Source organism: Herbaspirillum rhizosphaerae (genome assembly GCF_046025915.1).
In the GTDB taxonomy this organism is placed as follows: domain Bacteria; phylum Pseudomonadota; class Gammaproteobacteria; order Burkholderiales; family Burkholderiaceae_D; genus Herbaspirillum; species Herbaspirillum rhizosphaerae_A.
This window is the reverse complement of the sequence record NZ_JAQQFR010000001.1, coordinates 304,150-324,552: the sequence shown is the minus strand read 5'-3', so window position 1 is coordinate 324,552 and position 20,403 is coordinate 304,150. Positions and strand designations below refer to the sequence as shown.

The following is a 20,403-nucleotide window of genomic DNA, read 5'->3' as shown; positions in this document are numbered from 1 at the left end:
CGCTCAGCAAATGGATTTCAAAAATTTGACCAGCACCGGCTCGGTGCCATAGCAGACATTGAGCCGGAACCAAGGCGTTTCCTGCATGCTGTTGCGAAAGACCTTGCCCGGCGCAATGACGATGCCGGCCTCGGCCGCCAGCTTCCAGATGTCGGATGAGCTTTCGAAATTGGGATGGCGCACCCAGACGAATTTCCCACCCAGCGGCTGGCAGAACAGCTGAAACCCCAGCGGGCGCAGCATCTCGCAGGTCTCTATCATGCTGGTGGAAAGACGTGCACGCAGACGTTCCGCCGAACGCCGGTACAAGCCTTCGGTGAGCGCGTGGAAGACGAATTTCTCCGCCAACTGCGAACTCGTGATGCTGGTAATCATCTTCATGTTGGCCATGTCTCTGATCGCATTGGCCGGTGCGGCAACAAAGCCGACCCGCGCCGATACCGACAGTGTCTTGGAAAAGCTGCCGACATAAAACACGCGCGACAACTGATCCAGCGTCGCAATGCGCGGCATCGGTTCCGACAGCATGTCAGCGTAGGTATCGTTCTCGACAATGCGGAAATCATATTGCTCGGACAGGCGCAGCAAGCGATGCGCATTACCGGCGGAGATCGTCGAACCCGTCGGCGTCTGCAATACCGACTGCGTGAACATGACCGAAGGCCGATGTTGCTGCGCAAGCTTCTCCACCATATCCAGGTCGGGGCCGTCGTGATTACGCCGCACCGGCAAAGGTTCGATTCCCTGCATCTGCAGATTGCTGAACAGGTTGAAATAGCCGGGATCGTCCACCATCACTTTATCGCCTTGCCGCAGCAGGTAGCGGATGATCAGATCGACGGCCTGCGAAGCGCCGGTGGTCAACAGCATCTGATCGAGTTGCGAATGAATTCCCAGATCGCTCAGCCGTGATTGCAGCAGCACGCGCAAAGGTAGATAACCGTAAGGGTCGCCATATTGCAGCAGGCCGGAGTCGATCTTCGCAGCGACCGATTTCAGACTAGCCTTGATCATGTCGGTGTCCATCCACTCGGAAGGCAGCTTGCCGGAAGTCACGTTCAAAAACCCGTCTTCATTGGTCAGGTGAGAACGCAACTGCCACAGATGGTCGAAGGCCTTGGCAAATTTTTCGGTGGGATTGCGCTTCTCATGCAAGGTATGGGGACGCCGGATGAAGAACCCGCTGCGTGGACGCGACTCAAAATATCCCTGCGCCACCAGCCGCTCATACGCTTCCGCCACGGTATGCACGCTCACCATGTGCTGGCGGGCAAACAGGCGTATCGACGCGGCCTTGGTGCCGGCGCGCAGCGAACCCTTGTCGACGAGTTTTTTAAGTTGCTCGACGATCTGTTCCACCAGAGAAATCTTCGATTCGCTGGATAGCTGTATCAGTGCCATATGCCTCCCCAATCTGTACTGCTCCATCACCGCCACAGCGTCGCGAAGTTAATCATTGTCTGTATATCGCTCTGCGCGGCAAGCCTCACTACCATGGGGTCATTCTAATGAATCATCTGCATCGCGGATACGAAAATCTGCCGTTTTCATGGAGACGGGATTGGCGCGTGATTGTCTGCCATCTGTCAGAAATCTGTCATGGCCCGGCGGGGGAATCCAGGTGCTTATTTTGATGGAATTTGACTGAAAAAATGCACAACACACCATTGATCGTGCCGGACGTTCCTTCCGCCGACACACTGCTCATGCTGTCAAAACTGATCGGCTTCAATACCGTCAGCCGCGAATCCAATCTCGGTCTGATCGAATGGGCACGCGACTACCTGCAAGGACTGGGGGCCAAGGTACGGCTGACCTATGACAGCAGCAAAAAGAAAGCCAATCTGTTTGCGACCTTCGGCGACGGCCCGTCGTTCGGTACCGTCTTCTCGGGTCATACCGATGTGGTGCCGGTCGACGGCCAGCAATGGGATACCGATCCTTTTGTCGCGACCACCATTGGCGCTCGTATTTATGGGCGGGGCACCTGCGACATGAAAGGTTTCATCGCTGTCTGCCTGTCGCGATTGGCGCGTTTTTCTGTGGCGGAACTACATACACCGATTCATTTTTCGTTCTCTTACGATGAAGAACTCGGTTGTCTTGGCGTGCGGGGTTTGCTGGACGATTTACACGCTAACGGCATTGCCCCGACGGCTTGCGTCGTCGGCGAACCAACGATGATGCAAGCGGTCATGGCGCACAAGGGCAAGCGGGCGTATCGCTGCACGGTACATGGCCATTCGGCACATTCTTCATCGCCGCATCTGGCGATCAACGCCGTCGATTTCAGTGCCGAGCTGATCGTCAAGATCCGCCAGATCGCCGAACGGATTCGCGACAAGGAAGCAGTCGATACGGACTTCGATGTGCCTTACTCGACCATCGTCACGACAGTGGTGCAGGGAGGTACCGTGATCAATACGATTCCCGCCTCTTGTGAATTCGTTTTTGAGCATCGTTTCCTGCCGGGTGTCGATCCCGAGCTGGTTTTCGGCGAACTGCAAGCCTATGCGGAGCAGGTCATGCTGCCCCGCATGAAGTCGGGTAGCAATGACGGTCGGGTCCAATTTGAGATCTTGTCGTCCTATCCCGGTCTTAATGCCGCGCCTTCGGACGTACTGGTGCAGCGCGTCATCCGCATACTCGGCGCCGACCGCGCACACAAGGTCGGTTTTGGCACCGAAGCCGGTTTGTTCAGCACCGCAGGAATTCCCGCCGTGATCTGCGGCCCCGGCGATATCGCTCACGCACACAAGCCCAATGAGTTCGTCACTCTGGAGCAGCTTGCCCGCTGTGAAGCGTTCTTCGACGACTACGTTAAAGCAACCAGCGTGCACGGTGCGCCGCGCCTCAGACAAGCGCAAGGAGCGGCATCATGGATCTAAGCCGTATTCTGGCGGCGTGGTGCGCCGATGACCACAAAGTATTTCCAGAGTCCGCCATCGAGCGCGCGGAAGCAGCCATTGCCGATGTCGTCGGCTGTCTGCTGGGCGGGCGCCATGATCCGGCCGTGACCGGCGCCGGCAAGATCGTTCGCAGCACCGGTGCCGGCGGCAAGTCGAGCGCCGTGACGCATGCCGTCTCCGTGACGGCGCCATGGGCTGCGCTGATCAACGGATGCGCCGCGCATGCGCTCGATTTTGATGACAACTTCTTCCCGCCGGTGACGCATGCCAGCGCGGTACTGGTGCCCGCCTTGTTTGCGCTGGCCGAAGAAATCGATGCAAGTACCGACGCCATTGTGGATGCTTACATCGCGGGGCTGGAAGTGGAAGCCCAGATCGGCAAGCTGGTCAATCCTTCTCACTATGAGTCAGGCTGGCACGCCACATCCACCATCGGTGCAATTGGCGCGGCGGCGGCATGCGCGGTGCTGATGCGCCTCGATGAAGCGGGCGTGCTCAATGCCATCAGCATCGGTTCCAGTCTTGCCGGCGGCAGCAAGCGCCAGTTCGGCTCGATGGTGAAACCGATGCACGCCGGATTTGCCGCCATGCATGGCGTGCTGGCAGCACAGCTGGCCGCCAGCGGCGTGGTGGGTGTTGAAAACACCTTGCAAGGGAAATGGTCGTTCGAAGAACTGTATGCAGGCAGCGGCAATGTCGGCGTTTTTGCACCACGGCTGTTCCCGGATGCACCGCTCGCCATTGACGAGTACGGCCTGGTAGCGAAGCTGTATCCGTCTTGCATGTCTTCGCACCTCGGCATCGATGCGATGCTGGCACTGTCTGCTAGGCACCGTATCGACCTGTCGCAGATCGCCGCCATCGATATTCATCTGCCGGAATTCATGATCGCCAACCTGCGCTATCAGAAACCCGGCAACGCCATGGAGGCGCGTTTCAGCATGAACTATTGCGCCGCCGTGACCCTGGTGCACGGCGTACCGCGCATGCATCATTTTGCTGAGCCGGCCCTTGCTGACGCCGAGGTTGCAAGACTCCTGCCGCTGGTACACATGCACGTGCGCGAAACCTTGCCCGAGGCCGCTTCCTTGCCGTGGGGCGGCGATTGTCTGGCACGCATTACGTTTGCGGAGGGCAGCGTCATCGAGCATCGCGCCGTCTATCCGAAAGGATGTCCGCAGAATCCGCTCAGTCCGGCACAGCAACGCGACAAGTTCATGGATTGCGCCAACGGCAATGTGACGGGCCGGAACGCTGCGGCGTTGTTTGAGAAGCTGAGAAATTTCTCTCGTCTGGCGTCATTGCAGGATGTGGTTGCGGCCATGCGGGCGTAGCAGGTTCGCGGCAAGAACATCTGCGGCAAGAAAACCGGTCAGGCATATATCTTGCGAACATTGTGTTCGCAGCGTGACGATGCAGGTCGGAATGTAAGGTGTAAGGGCATCTCCATCGACCATATTGTGGCGATGGGATATTTCAATATCGATCTTTGTCAGGAACCGAAATGTCTCAACTTTCCGATCTGTCTGTCTCTTCCATGCCGGTCTCGCCGGCAGGATCGTTGGCGCAATCGGCAACCGCGCTGTATGGTCGCCGGCAAAAAATCTTCGTGCTCGTCACGTTATTGTTTTCATGGATACTGGCCAATGCGGATCGTATGGCGATGAGCATTTCCATCATCCCCATCACCAAGGAATTCGCGCTCGACGCACAGGCGGCTGGCATGGTGCTCGGATCGTTCTACGTCAGCTATGCACTGATGCAACTGGCAGCGGGCTGGCTGGCGGATCGCTTCGGTTCGCGCAAGGTGCTGGTCTTCTGTGTGGCCTGTTGGTCGGTGTTCACCAGTCTGACCGGCGTGGCGGGGTCATTATTCGGTCTGATCCTGATCCGTGTTCTGTTCGGTATCGGCGAAGGTGGGTTTGCACCGGCCAGTACTGTGACGATTGCTGAAGCTTTTCCGAAGAAAGAGCGGGCCCGCGCCAAGTCGCTCATCATCGGCGCTTCTTTTCTCGGCAGCGCTGTGGGTACCGGGGCGATAGCCGCATTGATTCATGCTTATGGCTGGCGCTTTGCTTACCATGCGTTCGGTCTGATCGGTGTCGTCGTGGCCGTGGTGCTCTGGTTCGCCGTGAAGGATTCGCCGGCACGCGTACGCGGCGAACGTCCCAAGGGATTATTCCGCACCTTGTTTCGCAAAATGATGTTGAAGAAAACTATGGTCATCTTCTTCTTCAGCAATATCGTCTACGTTGGCCTGATCTCCTGGATGCCGACATTCCTGATGAAGACGCGCGACATCGATATCGTGCACGTGGGTGCGGCGTCCGCCATTCCTTATCTGGTTGCGTTTGCCTCGCTCAATGTCGTTGGTTGGCTGCTGGATAAAGCAGGGCAGGGGCGCGACCGGTTGTTCATGATGGTCGGCGCCGCGATGGTCGTGATCTTTCTCGCGCTGATGGCGGTGGCGACATCCTTGCCGGTGTTGCTGACGTTCTGGACATTGAGTCTGGTCGGCTACACGGCGGTGTATGGCACAGTGTTTGCGATCCCGCTGAAACACTTGCCCGATGAATCCGTCGGCACCGCCTCAGGCATCATCAACTTCGGCGGCCAGGTCGCAGCCGGTATTGCACCGGTCGTTATCGGCATGCTGGTGGGTTTTGGCAAAGGCTCTTTCACTTTGGCGTTCACCTTTTTGCTGGCGGCAGGTGTGGCGGCTTTGATGATTGCATTCACCTGGAAGGCGGAGGATCACGACGCAAGCGCATGAACCACGTGAGCAGCGGTGCGCGTCAATCTAAACAACTTTCAGCGTAGCGTCGTCCTTCAACACCAACGGCAAGCCTCTGGCCCAGCGATTGGCAGACAAGGAAAAACTCAGTGCGCGCACCTGGTGATACCAGCCTGCAGGTAAATACAACAACTCGCCCGGCTGCATGATGCATTCAATCATGCTGGCCTGGCGAGCCAGCGGAAATTGATCGTAGTCCGGTGCCTCGGGGTTGAAGGGCGAGCCGAACAAGATAGCGTTTGCTTCGCACGGGTAGAGGAATTCATCGTGATGTGGGGGCGACAGGAAGATCCGTTTGCTACCCCAGATCTGCGCAAAAATATTATCGTCATAGTCGCAATGCAACGGCGTCACCGTTCCCGACGGGCCGAGCCAGAAGCGCGGTGGTCCCATCTTTTTGAAATAGCCGGGCCAGTGGCAGAGCGTATTCAATTCGCGCATTTCCAGATTGCCGACATAAGGCGGCAAGTCCTGCACGCTGTCGGTAGCTAGATCAAGAACCAGATCAAGATACGCCAGCAGAGACATGTCCTGCATTGCCCGGTCGGGTGCGAAAGCAGTATTGATGTAGTCACCGGTTCTTGCTCGCACATGTAGCCCGCCAAATCTGTCGCGCAGCGTTTGCGGCGTCAGAGAAGACAACGGCCATTTGCCGACGAGTCCGGTGATGATGAATGGCAGTCCCTCCGCTGTACGCTGCACGAAGTCTGCAGACTTCGGCACGCCGATGCGCGGTACCGCAGAAATGGCCGGCAGATTGCGACTGGCATGCTTGATTGCCTCCCGCATGTCCTGTATTGACACCACGCCGCGAACCAAGGCGTCTTTTTGTTCGCGCGCGTGTTTTCTGGCGAGCGTGTCTGCGGGGGAGGCCTCTGCCGACAGTGGTCGCGGTGGCAAAGATCGTAGAGATCGCGTCATTCTTTGGCGACAGGTTGAGAACGGTCGGGCATCAAGCGAACCAAGCGCTGCTCGATCACGCCGATGAAGGGAAGAAAGATCACCGCAATCGTGAGATTAAAAAGCAGATGCACGATCGCCACGACCAGGCTGGCTTCGGCCAGACCACCGATCAGCAATGCCACGGGCTGGATGGCCAGATAGAAAAGAATCGCGCCGACCAGATTGAACATCAGATTGGCCAGCGCCGTTTTCTTGGCCGCGCTGTTCATCGCCATGCTGGCAATCAGCGCTGTCGATGTCGATCCCACATTGGCCCCTACAACGATGGCAATGGCGGCGACCGGCGACAGAAAACCCTGCTGAACCAAGACAATCGCCAGTCCGGTCGTCACGCTGCTGGACTGCACCAGCGCGGTAAACAATGCGCCGATCAGCATACCCATCAAGGGCGTTTCCGCCTTCAGCAGCATCGCTGAAAACCATGCCTGGTCTCTCAGCGGTTTGAGTTCCGTCGAAATCAGATCCAGCGCGAAGAAGATCAGACCAAAATAGAAAATCGCTTTGCCCGCCAGTTTGATACGCCATGGCACGACCGAGATCAGGGTGCCGGCGACAATCAGGATAGGGCCGATGCCGGTCAGCTTGAACGATACCAGCCAGGCCGTGGCGGTGGTGCCGACATTTGAGCCAAGTAGTATGCCGAGGCTGGCGCGCAAGCTGAGCACGGACGCGTCGACTAATGTCGCCGTCAGCGAAGTGACGGCGCTGCTGGATTGCAGCAGCGCCGTAGCGAAGACACCAATGCCAAAGCTGGCAAACCGGTTTGCGGTCAGACGCGGCAACCATTTGCGCAGGCTGTCTCCTCCCGCCATCTGGAGCTCTTTACTGAATCCTTGCAATCCGTAGAGAAAGAGGACGACAGCAGAAATGGCGGCGAAGATGAATTGGAGATGGCTCATGGCGCAATGATTGAATGATCTGAGGATTGAACGGAGGATACCTTCAACTTCCCACGCTGCACATCGCCAGATGAAAATGCCGGCCTAACTGCGCTCGCCGTCACACACCACCGGCAGCGACTCGCTCCGCCATTTCAACATGCCGCCTGCCAGATTAGCGACTTGGGAAAAACCTGATTTGGCCAGCAACGCACTGGCCTGTGCCGAGCGCACGCCTGAGCGGCAGACCGCCACGACGGGGCGGCTTTGATCCAGCTCATTGAGGCGACTGCTCAGTTCGGACAGCGGAACCAGCCGCGCACCGGCGATGTGGCCGATGCTGTCGACGAACTCGGGCGCTTCGCGCACATCCACGATCTGCACCTTGGCAGCGTGTTCCAGCAAGCTCATCGGCTCAATTTCCCAGATGCCGCTGAAGCGCAAGGTGAGCGGCGCCCATGCAGGTGTCTCGGGCGTTGGCGCATCGCCATCGGGTTTGCCGCAACGCAGGTTGGCCGGCACGGCGACATCCATCAGTTTGGGATGCGGCAGATGCAGATTGTTCATGTACCCGGCGAAGTCGCCGACATCCGCATCGCCGCCCAGACGAGGATTGAAGCGCCGCTCTTCGGCGACGCTGCTGACGGTAATGCCGCGATAGTCGTGCGCAGGGTAGAGCAGGCAATCGTCGGGCAGCGTCAGAATTTGTTCGCGCACGGAAGAGAACAATTGCTGCGGGCTGCCTTGTTGAAAATCGGTACGGCCGCAGCCGCGAATCAGCAGACTGTCGCCGGTAAAGGCCATGCGCTGATCGTCCAGTACGTAGGTCAGGCAACCGCCGGTGTGGCCGGGCGTGGCGCGCACGCTCAGGGTACGGCTGCCGAAGCCGATGTGGTCGCCATGACTCAACAGTTGGCCTACCAGGGCGGTATCGGCCGCGGCTGCTGCCGACAGAGCGATACGGCTACCGCATCGTTCATGCAAGCGCCAGGCCCCGGTCACATGGTCGGCGTGCACGTGTGTGTCGAGGGTGGCAACCAGCCTCAGGTCGAGTTCTTCCAGCAGCGCCAGGTCGCGCGGCACCAGTTCGAAGACCGGATCGATCAGCACAGCCTGGCCACCGTCACCCAGCAGATAGGTGTAAGTGCAGGAAGTCGGATCGAAAAGCTGGCGAAAAATCATTGCGGACTCTGAAAGTGGATAGGTGCGGACAGGCGTCGCACCGACGCTTCCATCATAACAAACGCGTCCGGTTGAGCCACGCCCGTCCAGATGAAAAGGGCGAAGGACTGTTGATTCACCGGTGTTGTAACGTGGATAAATTATTGATTTTCGGACAATCTCGGCTGTCAAATATAACAAACTGGTGAGTATAATGTTCCCAAAAGAATGCTTGTCGCTGGGCCGGACACCGGTCCACGGGGGAAAGATGAATCAAATGGGAATGCCGTTGCTGGGGGTTCTGCTGTCCGCACTTTGCTTGCTGATCGTGGGACTGGGCGCGCTCGTGCGCCAAAAGTTCGCCAAGCGTCGCTTGATCCAGCTGCGGGCCGAGTACGAGGCCAAGAAGTGTTGCCGTACCAAGGAAGAAGGTCGCTGAGGTCGCGCCGTCAACCTGCGCCGTATATCACTAAGCGTTTTAGCCCGCCGTTTCCACTTCCGGCAACACATGCACCAGCTCACCCGAGGCGAGCAAGGCTGCGGCATCGTATGTGGCTGGACGTGTCCTGCCGCTGCTGACTGATCGCCGGGTTGAGTTGTTGCAGGATCGCGTTGCTGCATGATGCTGTCTGCTCTACCGACGCCCACATAAAAGCCCGCGCAAGCGGGCTTTTTGTTGTCCGCAGTGAATCTCTTTGTGCGCAATCCTTCCTGAAGGAAATAAAAAAACAATCGAAACAACGAAGATTTTTCTAAAAATGGAAAGAGTTTGCAAAATGGAAGAAGTTTCCATAAAATTGATTCCATTCAATAACGCGTCGTGTGATTTGCTTTACCCGATCACTTGACCGAACTTTGCAAGGAACAACATGACCGCCGTATTGCAACGCAGTTTTCGCATACTTGAAGAGTTGGCCGTCGCTCCCGAAGGCAGAACGCTCACGGAGCTGGTGAGCGAGCTGGGACTTCCCCTGAGCGCCACGCACCGCTTGCTGGCTGATCTTATCGAGCAAGGCTATGTCCGCAAAGACGAACGTCGCGGCGAGTTTTTGCTGACGATGAAGATGCCGTCGCTGGGTTTGCGCTTCCTGAGCGCAGCCGGGATTGCCGATATCGCTCAGCCTATTCTTGAGAAGCTGGCCGCGCAGTGCGGCGAGCTGGTGCGGCTGGCGATCGTCGAAGACGATCAACTGATCTATGTCGCCAAGGCGCAAGGCGCCCGTCAAGGCATCGTGTATGACCCCGAGATGGGACGTCCGGTGACCTTGTCCTGCAGCGCGGCCGGTATCGTCTGGATGTCGACCAAGTCGGATGAAGAAGCCATGGCGCTGGTATCGAAGCAGGGCTTCGGCACGCCGGCCGAGTTCGGCCCACGTGCGCCGACCACCTTCAAGGCGCTGTTGCCGATGATCGCGCTGGCTCGCGGCAACAACTATGCGACTACACAGGACATGTTTTTGCCGGCGATGAGTTCGATGGCTACGCCCGTTCTGGGCGCGGCAGGAGAAGTCCGGGCCATTCTGATCATCGCCGGGCCGATGTCCAGATTGGGAGAAGAGCGCATGAAAGACCTGGCGCCGATCATGCAATCGACGGCCCTGGAGCTTTCTGAAGCCAGCAGTGTGTCGCCGATGTTCAGACGATCGCTGGGCATGCAGCACGGCAAGCAGGGCGCCGTCACATCATAAAAAAATAGTCATCCAAAACTAAGCAAGTTTCACCCAGTTTTCATTCCGATCAGTTCACCCAGGTGCGCTGAGGGGGGAAGTTTTGCGCGCGAAAAAGCCTGGCGCGAGAACAAAACCAAGATCAACAAGGCCATCAGAAAAATTTCATAAGGAGACACAGATGAGTAGTTCATCGAATCACACGGATAGCACTGCAATGGCAAACCGGGCAGTCAGCGCGGCGACGCTGGGCACGGCCTTGGAATGGTTTGACTTTACCTTGTACGGCGCCGTAGCCGCCACGATCCTGCCCAAGTTGTTCTTCCCCGCGATGGAACCGACATCGGCACTGCTGGCATCGCTGGCGACTTTCAGTGTGGGCCTGGCGGCACGGCCGCTGGGCGCGATCATCTGCGGCTACTTCGGCGACAAGATCGGCCGCCGCAATCTGATGCTCGGCACCGTCTCGGTGATGGGGATCACCTCGGTACTGATGGGTTTGCTGCCGACCTATGCGCAGATCGGCGTGTATGCCCCGATCCTGCTGGTGATCCTGCGCATCCTGCAGGGTTTCGCGCTCGGCGGTGAATCGACCGGCGGTCAGCTGATGGCGCTGGAGCATGCGCCGGCAAGCCGCCGTGGACGCTACTCCGGCATCATCGGCATGTGCGCGCCGCTGAGTCAGATTCTGGCCAACGCGGTATTGCTATCGCTATCCGCCTTCATGACGCAAGAGTCGTTTGAGAGCTATGGCTGGCGGATTCCGTTTGTCGCCAGCTTCATTCTGGTGCTCGTGGGGATCTATATCCGTGTCAAAGTCAGTGAGACACCAGCGTTCGTCGAGATGAAAAAGACCAGCGCCTCCAAGGCCGGTCGTCCACTGCGTGATGCTTTCCGTTTGCACTACAAAACCATCATTCGCATGATGCTGTTTTTTTGCGGGCCGACAGCGTTGTTCTATCTGGCGGTTGTGTTCACGCTGAGCTATCTGACCAATACGCTGGGTGTGCCGAAGCAGACCGGATTCAAGTTGCTGATGATCGCCAATGCGTGCGCCATCGCGGGCTCCATCGCCGGCGGCATCGTGAGCGACAAGATCGGTCGCAAGCGCGCTCTGTTGATCGCGTCTGCCGCCACCTTCGTCATCGCGCTGTGCTATTTCCCTGCGTTGGAAACCCGTAACTTCGCGGTGATGGCCATCGCGATGGGCTTGTTCATGGCCTTCACCCAGGTACAGACAGGTATCCAGCCGGTCGCCTTTGCCGAGGTGTTTCCTACCAATGTCCGCTACACCGGCTCCGCGCTTGCCTTCACCGGCGCCAGTCTGTTTGCCGGCGGGCCTGCTCCGGTAGTAGCGACCTGGCTGGTGAAGCAGGGCAACGGATCGCCGTGGGGTCTCGTGGCGCTTGTCGCGGCGCTGAACATTCTGTCCTTCGTGATGATCGCCATCGGTCCGGAAACCAAGGGCAACGACTTGAACCGCGTGGATACGGATTTCGGCGATAACGATCAGTACGCCGGGGTGGCACCGACGGAAAAACGCGCGTCGGTCTGAGCCGCCGAATGTGAATCAGACTTTGAAACAAGGAACAAACATGACCGTAAATGGAACGGGTCTGCTGGCCATCTGGAGCACCGTGGCGGCAGACGTCGAAACCGATTATCTGCACTGGCTGACGCGGGAGCACGTCTTTGAACGCGTCGGCATCCCCGGTTTCAGCTCGGGGCGCGTTTTTCGCCGCCGGGGAAGTGCGCCATCGGAATACCTGATTCTCTACGAGCTGGCCCATGCCGAGATCATGGGCAGCCTCGACTATCAGGCCCGTCTGAATCAGCCGACGCCATGGACGCAGCGCATCATGCCGGTGCTGCAACAATTTCGCCGTGGCGGTGGAACAATCGTGAAGCGCGCAGGCAGCGCCAATGCGTTCGGCACTTGCCTCGCAGTCGCCAGATTCGACGAAGCCATTCCTGCCGGCCTGAAGAACGACGCCTCACCGCAAGGACTGGCGCACATTGCCGCACAAGATCGTGTCGTGAACACCTATTTGATGGAAGTCTCGGCCGACGGCACGCAGATTGCCACCAAGGAAAAATCGATGCGTCGCGGTGGCGAAGGAATCTACTCAGGGATCCTGGCGATTGAAACGCTGGATGACGTCACGCTGGCCAAGTCCATCTCGGCGAGTGCCGCCAGCCTGTCCATTCCCGAGGCGACATTCGAGCAATACGATCTGATATTTTCTACTGTAAAGCGTTAACTCCGTCGTACCTTGAAACTTCAATCCACATGGTCTCCATGTGGATTTTTTTTGCTCGCAGATCGATACGTCCTGGCGGGCACTTATTCAAACTCGTCACCCACCGCGTTAATCAAGCTTCGGAATAAATTGCTCGTCGACCGGTATCCGGTAGCCATTCGCAAGCCGGTTGGTTTCGTTCGCCAAACCAACAACCGCAAGCAGCTCTGCGAACATTTCGTCCGTCATGCCTTTTGCTTTTGCCGCCGCAGTGTGCGAGTGGATGCAATATTCGCAGTTGTTCGTCACGCTCACCGCGATATACAGCATCTCCTTGGTCAGCGGATCGATCGCTCCCGGCGCCATCACCTGCTTGACGTTGGACCAGATGCGCTGGAGGGTGGCAGGGGAGCTTGCCAGGACTTTCCAGAAGTTGTTGATCCAATCCGACTTGCGTGTGGCCTTGATATCGTCGAACACTGCTTGCACCTCTTTCGGCGCAGCGCCATCTTCCACCATTTTCACCATCGCCATATGCGGCTCCTTGTAAAGATCTCTGTCAAATTTCGAATAGACGTCCGAGTCTGCTGATTTCATTTCAACTACAACCGGACATTCTACGTGGTGCCTGCGCAAGCGTTCGTGGACGAACTTTATCCTGGCAACACCGTGGAAATCTTGATCGCATTGTTAATACGCATAGCCCTCGATAACTTTTCTTACTGTCCTGAGCGCTGTCTGCAATGCGTCGGGTTCCACCGACCCCAGTGCGAGCCGGATGGCATGCGGCACGTGTTCGCCGACGGCAAACGGTTCAGCGGTCGAGACGGAGACATTTTCTTGCAATAGCGCCATCGCGACCTGATCGGCGCGGACTTCTTCCGGCAGCGGCAGCCACAGAAAATAAGACGCCGGATGCGAGATGGTACGCAGGCCCTTGAGGATTTTTCGGGCCATCGTCTGTCTGCTCCGTGCGTCGGCGCGTTTGTCTGCTTCCAGCCGGGCAATGCTGCCATCCTCAAGCCAGTCGCAGGCAATCGCCGTCATGACGCCGGGTGTGTTCCAGGTGGTGGCGCGGATGGCGCGTTCGATCTTTTGCACCAGCGGCAGCGGGGCGGCGACAAAGCCGACGCGCAATCCGGTCGCGACACTCTTCGACAATCCCGAGACATAGATCGTAGTTTCCGGCGCCAGCGCTGCAAGTGGCGGAGGTGGATCTTCCGCGAGAAAGGCGTAAGCGGCATCTTCGATAATCAGCAATCCGTATTGCCGGACGATCGCCACCAACCTTTTACGCTGCTCCAGATTCATCACCCAGCCCATCGGATTGTGCAGCGTCGGCATGGTGTACAGCGCACGCACACGCCGCTTCCTGCACAGTTTTTCCAAGGCATCCAGATCGGGGCCGTGTTCGGATAAAGGAACGGCCGCCAGCTCCAGCCGTTGCGCCTCAGCGAGTACCTTGAATCCCGAATAAGTCAGCGCATCCGTCGCCACCACATCGCCGGGATTGAGCAATGCCATGGCTGTCACCGCGAGGCCATGCTGTGCGCCACTGACAATCAACACCTGTTCGGCTGCGACGGACAATCCCCGGCTCGCGAGATGCTGCGCCACGGTGGCGCGTTCATGCGGACGTCCGGCATGCGGCTGGTAGCGCAGCAGCGCTTCCAGATCACCGGAGGACGCGAGCCGGCGCAAAGCGGTGCTCAGTAGCCGGGTTTGCTCAGGCAGGGAAGGGTAGTTGAAGTTGAGATCGATCACGCCCGCCGCCACCGCTTGCAAATCGACGCCCTGATCAGGCGGCAGGGCGGTCTCGCGGACGAACGTGCCGCGCCCGGTTTCCCCGCTGACCAGCCCCATTGCATCCAGCTCGGCATAGACCCGCGTGGCGGTGACCAGCGCCAATCCTTCCTTTGCGGCGAGCTGGCGGTGTGTCGGCAAGCGCGTGCCGGGCCTGAGCAGGCCGGAGCGGATATCTGCAGCGAAGAGATCGACCAGTTGTTTGTAGCGTGCGTGCGCCATGTTGTGGCTTGTCCTATGTATCCATGACAATAATTTGATTGTACTGATTGCGGGTTCTATGATGCCTCATCGCCATCGGACTTGAACAGGAAAACCGCGCCATGCACATCAGCATTCTGACCTTTGACGGCTTCAACGAACTGGATTCGCTGATCGCCTTCGGCATCCTCCATCGCATCAAGAAGCCGGATTGGCGCGTCTCTATCGCCGGGCCGACCAAACAGTTGCGGTCCATGAACGGTCTCGACATCGAATCTCACATTACGCTGGAAGAGGCTGGACGCGCCGACGCCGTCCTCGTCGGCAGCGGCATCAAAACCCGAGACGTGGTGGCCAGCGAAGAAATCATGGCGCGCCTGCAACTGGATCCGTCGCGGCAACTGTTGGGGGCGCAATGCTCCGGCACGCTGATATTGGCCAAGCTCGGTTTGCTTGACAAAGTGCCGGCCTGCACCGATCTCACGACCAAGCCGTGGGTACAGGAGGCGGGTGTGGAAGTCTTGAATCAGCCGTTCTTCGCCAGAGGCAATCTCGCCACGGCAGGCGGGTGTCTGGCATCAAACTATCTGGCGGCGTGGGTGATCGCGCGGCTGGAAGGAATCGATGCGGCACAAAGCGCCATCCACTATGTCGCACCGGTGGGTGAGAAGGATGAATACGTTGCGCGCATGATGAAGAACATCGCGCAGTTTCTGCCGCAGCCGGTGGCAGCCGCATAAATGCAAACGTAAGGCAGAGTGCTCAACCGCCTCTTCTATTTGGCTTCACGCACATCGCGCCGGATCGCTTGCGGCGGCACACCGAATCCGCGCATGAATACTTCCCGCATGTGACGCCGGTCACGGAAGCCGGTCTCTCTGGCGATCACTTCCAGCGGATGGCGGCTTTGCTCAATCATCAGTCGCGCCGCTTCCAGGCGCAATCCTTCGATGGCCTTGGCCGGTGATTGTCCGGTTTCTTCGGTGAACACACGGCTGAACTGACGCGGACTGAGATTGACGGATTCCGCCAGCTCATCGACTGTCAATTCCTTGCTGAGATTCTTGCGCGCATAGTTCAGTGCATTCTGAATGCGATCCGACTTCGGCGACAGATCGAGGATTTCGGAATGCTGCGATTGTCCGCCCGAGCGGCGCTGATACATCACCAGCTTGTGCGCGACCGAGCGCATCGCGTCGCTGCCCAGATCTTTCTCTACAATCGCCAGCGCCAGATCCAATCCTGCCGTCATGCCTGCCGACGTCCAGATCGGACCGTCGACGATGTAAATCCGATCATCTTCCACCTGAATATCCGGAAAGCGCTTCTGCATCTCGCGCGCAAAGTACCAGTGCGTGGTGGCGCGCCGTCCTTCCAGCAATCCCGCCTCCGCCAGCACGAACCCGCCGGTACAGATCGCCGCGACACGCCGCGCGCGCGCGGCGGCTTTTTTCAGGAAAGCTTGCTCTTCATCCGAGGCCGGAAAACTCAGCGGGTCACCGACGCCGGTGACGATCCAGGTATCTACCTGCGTCCGCGCAGTCGGCACCCGCGTTTCGACGCGCAAGCCGAGGGATGAGCGCACCTCATTCCCGGCCAGCGAATAGTTCTCGACCTGATAGAAGGTTTCTCCGGCGACCATATTGGCGTACTCGAATACCGCCTGTGTCGCCACCGCCATGATCTGAAACCCATCCTGCAGCAAGTATCCGACGCGATGCATGTTTGTTCCTTGTCCAATATTGTCTGAATATCGGCCTATGTCTTAAAACATGACCATAAACGTCATTTGAGACAACGTCAAGCGTCCCTATCATGTGTCCATGCATTCAAACAACTGAGCATTTGTCCTCAAGCCGGCGCTTAGGCCAACTTATCCGACGTATCTGATTTATCTGAAACACGACCAACACAGGAGCAACATCATGACGCAAGCACACCAAGGTACTGCCCTCATCACCGGCGCCTCTTCGGGCATCGGCGCCATCTACGCCGACCGCCTGGCCAAACGCGGTTACGACCTGATTCTGGTTGCCCGTAACCGTGACCGCCTCAACGCACTGGCCGACCGCATCACCAACGAAACCCGCCGTACCGTCGAGGTGCTGGTTGCCGACCTCAACGACAGGTCCTCGCTGGCGCAGGTAGAAGCCAAGCTGCGCAACGACGCCAGCATCACCTTGCTGGTCAACAACGCCGGCATCGGTACCCACACGCCGCTGCTGTCGAGCGACATCGACAAGATGACGCAACTTATCGACCTGAACGTCACTGCACTGACCCGTCTGACTTACGCCGCAGTACCGGGCTTCGTGGCACGCGGCAAGGGCCGGATCATCAATATCGCGTCCATCGTTGGTATTGCACCGGAAGTCCTCAATGGCGTCTATGGCGGCAGCAAGGCATTCGTCTACGCCTTCAGCCAATCGCTGCACCACGAACTGGCCGCACAAGGCGTGCGCGTTCAGGCCGTGTTGCCTGGTGCCACCGCGACTGAATTCTGGGAGCTGGGCGGATTGCCGGTAGAGCATCTCGACCCGAATATCGTCATGACTGCGGAAAACATGGTCGACGCCGCGCTGGTCGGATTTGATCGCGGCGAGCTGATCACGATTCCTTCGCTGCCCGATGTGAGCGAGTGGGAAGCCTATGAAGCTGCCCGCCAGATCATGTCGGCACATTTGTCGAACAAGGCCGTGGCGCCACGTTACCTCACTGCGAACTGATCCCGTCAGCCCGACTTCCTTATCAATTTACTCAATTTACTCAATTAACGAAAGAGCCATCATGAAACTCACCGACAACACCATCTTCATCACCGGCGGCGCCTCCGGCATCGGCCGCGGACTGGCCGAAGCGCTGCACGCACGCGGCAACACCGTCATCATCGGCGGTCGTCGCAAAGCACTGCTGGATGAAGTCGTCGCCGCCAATCCCGGCATGGCTTCCATCGAGATCGACATCGCCGACCCGGCCAGCATCGATGCCGCTGCAAAGACGCTGACGGCGCGTTATCCGGCGCTGAACGTGCTGATCAACAACGCCGGCATCATGCCCTTCGACGACGCCGGTGCACGGATCGACGACGAGGTATCGCGCAGCATTCTCGATACCAACCTGCTTGGCCCGATTCGTCTGACTTCGGCGCTGATTGATCAGCTCAAGCGTCAGCCGCGTGCGACCATCATTCACAACACGTCCGTGCTGGCGTACATTCCGCTGGCGACGACGGCGGTGTATTCGGCGTCCAAGGCCGCGTTGCATTCGTATGCGATGTCACAGCGCTTCATGTTGCGTGACACCGCCGTACGCGTGCAAGAGATCGCCCCGCCATGGGTGGATACTGATCTGGTCAGGAAGAGCGGCGATCCGCGCGCCATGCCGCTCGACGCTTTCATCGCGGAGACCATGGTTGCGCTGGAAAGCGACGCCGAGGAAGTGATCGTCGAAGCGGTACGTCCGCTGCGCGCCAATCCGGGCCCGGGCGAACACGCCATGTTCACCGGCTTCAACTTGTCGCTGATTGAGAATCCGATTCCAGTTTGACCTCGTCAGATGCTGGTCTGATTTCGATCTGGATCGTGTAGCAAATCGCCGCCTGTTCAGGGCGGGGATTTGTCATTTTTCATTGAAACTGAAACAAATCGGGCCTGCCGACGCCATGTGCCAATATCAGCGACAATGGCCGGACGTATTCACCACGCTAGGAAACCAAAATGACTCAACCCATCGCCGTCGTCGCCACCATCACCGCGCATGCGGGCCATCGCCAGGCGGTTATCGACGCGCTGCGCACGGCTGTAGCTGCGGTGCGCCTGGAACCAGGTTGCGAACAATATGTGTTGCACGAAGATATGGATGAACCGAACCGGCTGATCATGATTGAGCGCTGGAGCAGCATGGCAGATCTGGAGGCGCATGGACGCGGTGCGGCATTGGCAACCCTCGGTGGTGCCTTGAAGGACCGCGCCGATCTGCAGATCAGCAAACTGATCCCGGTGAGCTGACGCATCTGACGCACCAGCATGGCCAGATCCGCTTTGCCTGTCGTGTTCGGCAGGCACGAGCGCAGTCGCGGCATATTGATTGAATGATGAACGGAGCAGCAATGGCAGTCGATTTTTTCAATCTCACACGTGGAGAGCAGCCCCTGCTCATTTCCATACCTCACATGGGCACGCACATCCCCGACGGGATCGCCAATCGCCTGACGCCCGCTGCGAATCTGCTGGCGGATACCGACTGGCATTTGGCGCAGCTTTATGATTTCGCCAAATCGATGGGCGCGAGCATCTTGCAGGCGACGCACTCGCGCTATGTGATCGACCTCAATCGTCCGCCTGGTGACGAGAGCCTGTATCCCGGCCAAGCGACCACATCGCTTTGTCCGACCGAAACCTTTCCCGGTGAATCGATCTATCAGGACGGTCAGGCCCCCACAAAAGAAGAGATCGCCGAGCGCCTGGCGACATACTGGCGTCCCTACCACGACCAGTTACAGGCGGAACTTGCGCGACTGCGTGCACTGCATGGCGCCGTGTTGCTGTGGGATGCACATTCCATCGCGAGCCGTTTGCCGCGTCTGTTCGACGGCAAGCTGCCTGATTTCAACCTCGGGACCAACGAGGGGCGCAGCTGCGCTCCTGCGGTGCAAGACGCCATTGAACGTGCAGCGGCTGTCGCCGTCGGCCAGCGCTTTACCTCGGTAATGAACGGCCGCTTCAAAGGCGGCTACATCACTCGCAACTATGGACGGCCGCAAGACAATATCCACGCTGTGCAGCTGGAAATGTGCCAGTCGACTTACATGAACGAAACACCGCCTTTCGGCTATCGGCCAGACCTGGCGCAAGAGTCCGCTCCGGTTATCCGGGTCATCATGGAGGCTGCGCTGCAGGCCTTGCCGCGACCTTGACGCAGGCCACTTTGCGGTTTCATTGCCTCGTTGCCTAATGAAAAAAGCCCGACATCATGCACTGATGCCGGGCTTTTTGCTTGCTGTGAAACTGAATCAGTAAGTCAGCGTAACCGTCACTGTGTCCGTATAGACGCCGGCCAGCGGGGTCTGTGCGCTGGCGATACGGCCGTAGACAGTCAGGTTTTGGATCAGGCCGTTGCCGGTGCCGGCTTGTGTGTCGGTGCCGATAGTCGAACCCCAGTTGTTGGTGCGGCCGGAATCGCGATACAGCGCGTAGTTCAGGTTGCCGCCCAGCGAGCCGGTCAGTTTGCGCACGCTGGTGGTAGCGCCGGTGCCGGCGCCTGCATCCAGGCCGATGGTGTACGAAGTACCGTTGGTGCAGAGCACTGCAATGTTGCCGGTTTGGTCAACTTGCGAGCTGGTGTAGTTGCCGAAGGCGATGGTCGAACCGACCACAGTGCAGGAGGCCAACACGGTTGCAGTGACAACCAGGGTGCCAGTTGCGGTAGCAGCCATGACCGGAGCGCCGGAAGCCAACATGGCGGCAGCGAGGGTGGCGCAGATGACACGATTTTTGTTGATGGTGAACATGGCATTCTCTCCTGATTGATTGGCGCTTTCGTTCTTGTCCGATTACAAGAATTTCGAATTCGCCGGGCACAGGTGAACTTTACGTTTTCCACATACCCGCAGGTATCGGGGGAAACCTGACATGCTTGTCAATTCCATCGGGGAATTCCTGAGGAGCGTTGGCGTAGTGAAACAGCGGGAGGGCAGTTAGCCGCAAGCGTATTGGTGCGAGCGCTTATGCCGAAGTGGTCGGCAGCAGGGGGGAAGGAGCGGGGGAAGCCAGAAGGGCGCTTCAGGTC

Annotated in this window: 21 protein-coding genes; 12 read left to right on the top strand and 9 right to left on the bottom strand. The window is 58.4% G+C overall.

Features of this window, described 5'->3' with window-relative positions; genetic code table 11:
* Positions 1-3 precede the first annotated feature (3 nt).
* Positions 4-1,401, bottom strand: a complete 1,398-nt coding sequence (locus tag PQR63_RS01520; protein ID WP_408165020.1) for an aminotransferase-like domain-containing protein — start codon at positions 1,399-1,401, stop codon at positions 4-6.
* A gap of 251 nt (positions 1,402-1,652) precedes the next feature.
* Between PQR63_RS01520 and argE the strand changes: the two genes are divergently transcribed.
* The 3 genes from argE to PQR63_RS01505 all read left to right on the top strand — a co-directional run bounded on the left by argE (position 1,653) and on the right by PQR63_RS01505 (position 5,682).
* Entirely contained in the window at positions 1,653-2,888 is a 1,236-nt protein-coding gene (argE, locus tag PQR63_RS01515; RefSeq protein WP_408165018.1) for an acetylornithine deacetylase, read from the top strand.
* Positions 2,879-4,243, top strand: a complete 1,365-nt coding sequence (locus PQR63_RS01510) for an MmgE/PrpD family protein (RefSeq protein WP_408165016.1) — start codon at positions 2,879-2,881, stop codon at positions 4,241-4,243. The genes argE and PQR63_RS01510 overlap by 10 nt, the downstream gene beginning before the upstream one ends.
* 170 nt (positions 4,244-4,413) lie before the next feature.
* On the top strand, positions 4,414-5,682 hold the full coding sequence (locus PQR63_RS01505; RefSeq protein ID WP_408165014.1) for an MFS transporter: 1,269 nt from the start codon (positions 4,414-4,416) through the stop codon (positions 5,680-5,682).
* A 27-nt stretch (positions 5,683-5,709) separates the two neighbouring features.
* Here the strand turns inward: PQR63_RS01505 and PQR63_RS01500 are convergent, their stop codons facing one another.
* The 3 genes from PQR63_RS01500 to PQR63_RS01490 form a co-directional block, all read right to left on the bottom strand.
* Positions 5,710-6,624 (bottom strand): cupin-like domain-containing protein, encoded by a 915-nt coding sequence (locus PQR63_RS01500; protein WP_408165013.1) that lies wholly within the window; start codon positions 6,622-6,624, stop codon positions 5,710-5,712.
* Positions 6,621-7,565, bottom strand: a complete 945-nt coding sequence (locus PQR63_RS01495) for a Na/Pi cotransporter family protein (RefSeq protein ID WP_408165011.1) — start codon at positions 7,563-7,565, stop codon at positions 6,621-6,623. Before PQR63_RS01495 ends, PQR63_RS01500 begins: the two co-directional genes overlap by 4 nt.
* An 84-nt stretch (positions 7,566-7,649) precedes the next feature.
* Positions 7,650-8,726, bottom strand: a complete 1,077-nt coding sequence (locus PQR63_RS01490) for a rhodanese-like domain-containing protein (RefSeq protein WP_408165009.1) — start codon at positions 8,724-8,726, stop codon at positions 7,650-7,652.
* A gap of 247 nt (positions 8,727-8,973) precedes the next feature.
* Between PQR63_RS01490 and PQR63_RS01485 the strand changes: the two genes are divergently transcribed.
* The gene (locus PQR63_RS01485) at positions 8,974-9,144 is read left to right on the top strand and encodes a hypothetical protein (RefSeq protein ID WP_408165007.1); all 171 of its coding nucleotides are present in this window, start codon (positions 8,974-8,976) and stop codon (positions 9,142-9,144) included.
* 195 nt (positions 9,145-9,339) lie between these two features.
* On the opposite strand, the gene PQR63_RS01480 is transcribed toward PQR63_RS01485, so the two are convergent.
* Positions 9,340-9,498, bottom strand: coding sequence for a hypothetical protein (locus PQR63_RS01480; RefSeq protein ID WP_408165005.1), 159 nt, complete (start codon positions 9,496-9,498; stop codon positions 9,340-9,342).
* 76 nt (positions 9,499-9,574) lie between these two features.
* Here PQR63_RS01480 and PQR63_RS01475 point away from each other — a divergent pair, with 76 nt between their 5' ends.
* The 3 genes from PQR63_RS01475 to PQR63_RS01465 all read left to right on the top strand — a co-directional run bounded on the left by PQR63_RS01475 (position 9,575) and on the right by PQR63_RS01465 (position 12,633).
* A complete protein-coding gene (locus tag PQR63_RS01475; protein WP_408165003.1) occupies positions 9,575-10,393 on the top strand; it encodes an IclR family transcriptional regulator in 819 nt (272 codons plus the stop codon).
* A gap of 196 nt (positions 10,394-10,589) precedes the next feature.
* Positions 10,590-11,927 (top strand): MFS transporter, encoded by a 1,338-nt coding sequence (locus PQR63_RS01470; protein ID WP_408165001.1) that lies wholly within the window; start codon positions 10,590-10,592, stop codon positions 11,925-11,927.
* 40 nt (positions 11,928-11,967) lie between these two features.
* On the top strand, positions 11,968-12,633 hold the full coding sequence (locus PQR63_RS01465; RefSeq protein WP_408164999.1) for a hypothetical protein: 666 nt from the start codon (positions 11,968-11,970) through the stop codon (positions 12,631-12,633).
* Between the two features lie 108 nt (positions 12,634-12,741).
* On the opposite strand, the gene PQR63_RS01460 is transcribed toward PQR63_RS01465, so the two are convergent.
* Positions 12,742-13,146 carry a carboxymuconolactone decarboxylase family protein gene (locus PQR63_RS01460; RefSeq protein ID WP_408164997.1) on the bottom strand — a complete coding sequence of 135 codons (405 nt, stop codon included), beginning with the start codon at positions 13,144-13,146 and terminating at the stop codon, positions 12,742-12,744.
* 156 nt (positions 13,147-13,302) lie between these two features.
* Complete coding sequence (locus PQR63_RS01455; protein WP_408164995.1) at positions 13,303-14,637, bottom strand: aminotransferase-like domain-containing protein; 1,335 nt, start codon at positions 14,635-14,637, stop codon at positions 13,303-13,305.
* 101 nt (positions 14,638-14,738) lie between these two features.
* Between PQR63_RS01455 and PQR63_RS01450 the strand changes: the two genes are divergently transcribed.
* The gene (locus PQR63_RS01450; protein ID WP_408164993.1) at positions 14,739-15,356 is read left to right on the top strand and encodes a DJ-1/PfpI family protein; all 618 of its coding nucleotides are present in this window, start codon (positions 14,739-14,741) and stop codon (positions 15,354-15,356) included.
* A 35-nt stretch (positions 15,357-15,391) separates the two neighbouring features.
* On the opposite strand, the gene PQR63_RS01445 is transcribed toward PQR63_RS01450, so the two are convergent.
* Positions 15,392-16,339, bottom strand: a complete 948-nt coding sequence (locus PQR63_RS01445; protein ID WP_408164991.1) for a GlxA family transcriptional regulator — start codon at positions 16,337-16,339, stop codon at positions 15,392-15,394.
* A gap of 202 nt (positions 16,340-16,541) precedes the next feature.
* Here PQR63_RS01445 and PQR63_RS01440 point away from each other — a divergent pair, with 202 nt between their 5' ends.
* The 4 genes from PQR63_RS01440 to hutG all read left to right on the top strand — a co-directional run bounded on the left by PQR63_RS01440 (position 16,542) and on the right by hutG (position 19,531).
* Positions 16,542-17,342, top strand: a complete 801-nt coding sequence (locus tag PQR63_RS01440) for an SDR family NAD(P)-dependent oxidoreductase (protein ID WP_408164990.1) — start codon at positions 16,542-16,544, stop codon at positions 17,340-17,342.
* Positions 17,343-17,403: 61 nt separating this feature from the next.
* Positions 17,404-18,162, top strand: a complete 759-nt coding sequence (locus PQR63_RS01435; protein WP_408164989.1) for an SDR family oxidoreductase — start codon at positions 17,404-17,406, stop codon at positions 18,160-18,162.
* 170 nt (positions 18,163-18,332) lie between these two features.
* Entirely contained in the window at positions 18,333-18,623 is a 291-nt protein-coding gene (locus PQR63_RS01430) for a putative quinol monooxygenase (protein ID WP_408164987.1), read from the top strand.
* A 101-nt stretch (positions 18,624-18,724) separates the two neighbouring features.
* Positions 18,725-19,531: an N-formylglutamate deformylase gene (gene hutG / locus PQR63_RS01425; protein WP_408164985.1), complete on the top strand. Its 807-nt coding sequence runs from the start codon at positions 18,725-18,727 to the stop codon at positions 19,529-19,531.
* A gap of 96 nt (positions 19,532-19,627) precedes the next feature.
* Here hutG and PQR63_RS01420 read toward each other — a convergent pair whose 3' ends face one another.
* A complete protein-coding gene (locus tag PQR63_RS01420; RefSeq protein ID WP_408164983.1) occupies positions 19,628-20,125 on the bottom strand; it encodes a Csu type fimbrial protein in 498 nt (165 codons plus the stop codon).
* Between the last annotated feature and the right edge of the window lie 278 nt (positions 20,126-20,403).

Excerpts from the sequence above, each read along its gene's own strand:
- PQR63_RS01470 (WP_408165001.1), top strand. The coding sequence starts at position 10,590 with ATGGCAAACCGGGCAGTCAGCGCGGCGACGCTGGGCACGGCCTTGGAA.
- PQR63_RS01445 (WP_408164991.1), bottom strand. The coding sequence starts at position 16,339 with ATGCATCGCGTCGGATACTTGCTGCAGGATGGGTTTCAGATCATGGCG.
- PQR63_RS01440 (WP_408164990.1), top strand. The coding sequence starts at position 16,542 with ATGACGCAAGCACACCAAGGTACTGCCCTCATCACCGGCGCCTCTTCG.
- PQR63_RS01510 (WP_408165016.1), top strand. The coding sequence starts at position 2,879 with ATGGATCTAAGCCGTATTCTGGCGGCGTGGTGCGCCGATGACCACAAA.
- PQR63_RS01460 (WP_408164997.1), bottom strand. The coding sequence starts at position 13,146 with ATGGCGATGGTGAAAATGGTGGAAGATGGCGCTGCGCCGAAAGAGGTG.
- PQR63_RS01485 (WP_408165007.1), top strand. The coding sequence starts at position 8,974 with ATGAATCAAATGGGAATGCCGTTGCTGGGGGTTCTGCTGTCCGCACTT.
- PQR63_RS01450 (WP_408164993.1), top strand. The coding sequence starts at position 14,739 with ATGCACATCAGCATTCTGACCTTTGACGGCTTCAACGAACTGGATTCG.
- PQR63_RS01490 (WP_408165009.1), bottom strand. The coding sequence starts at position 8,726 with ATGATTTTTCGCCAGCTTTTCGATCCGACTTCCTGCACTTACACCTAT.
- PQR63_RS01465 (WP_408164999.1), top strand. The coding sequence starts at position 11,968 with ATGACCGTAAATGGAACGGGTCTGCTGGCCATCTGGAGCACCGTGGCG.
- PQR63_RS01500 (WP_408165013.1), bottom strand. The coding sequence starts at position 6,624 with ATGACGCGATCTCTACGATCTTTGCCACCGCGACCACTGTCGGCAGAG.
- PQR63_RS01505 (WP_408165014.1), top strand. The coding sequence starts at position 4,414 with ATGTCTCAACTTTCCGATCTGTCTGTCTCTTCCATGCCGGTCTCGCCG.
- argE (WP_408165018.1), top strand. The coding sequence starts at position 1,653 with ATGCACAACACACCATTGATCGTGCCGGACGTTCCTTCCGCCGACACA.
- PQR63_RS01435 (WP_408164989.1), top strand. The coding sequence starts at position 17,404 with ATGAAACTCACCGACAACACCATCTTCATCACCGGCGGCGCCTCCGGC.
- PQR63_RS01430 (WP_408164987.1), top strand. The coding sequence starts at position 18,333 with ATGACTCAACCCATCGCCGTCGTCGCCACCATCACCGCGCATGCGGGC.
- hutG (WP_408164985.1), top strand. The coding sequence starts at position 18,725 with ATGGCAGTCGATTTTTTCAATCTCACACGTGGAGAGCAGCCCCTGCTC.
- PQR63_RS01520 (WP_408165020.1), bottom strand. The coding sequence starts at position 1,401 with ATGGCACTGATACAGCTATCCAGCGAATCGAAGATTTCTCTGGTGGAA.
- PQR63_RS01495 (WP_408165011.1), bottom strand. The coding sequence starts at position 7,565 with ATGAGCCATCTCCAATTCATCTTCGCCGCCATTTCTGCTGTCGTCCTC.
- PQR63_RS01480 (WP_408165005.1), bottom strand. The coding sequence starts at position 9,498 with ATGGAAACTTCTTCCATTTTGCAAACTCTTTCCATTTTTAGAAAAATC.
- PQR63_RS01475 (WP_408165003.1), top strand. The coding sequence starts at position 9,575 with ATGACCGCCGTATTGCAACGCAGTTTTCGCATACTTGAAGAGTTGGCC.
- PQR63_RS01455 (WP_408164995.1), bottom strand. The coding sequence starts at position 14,637 with ATGGCGCACGCACGCTACAAACAACTGGTCGATCTCTTCGCTGCAGAT.
- PQR63_RS01420 (WP_408164983.1), bottom strand. The coding sequence starts at position 20,125 with ATGTTCACCATCAACAAAAATCGTGTCATCTGCGCCACCCTCGCTGCC.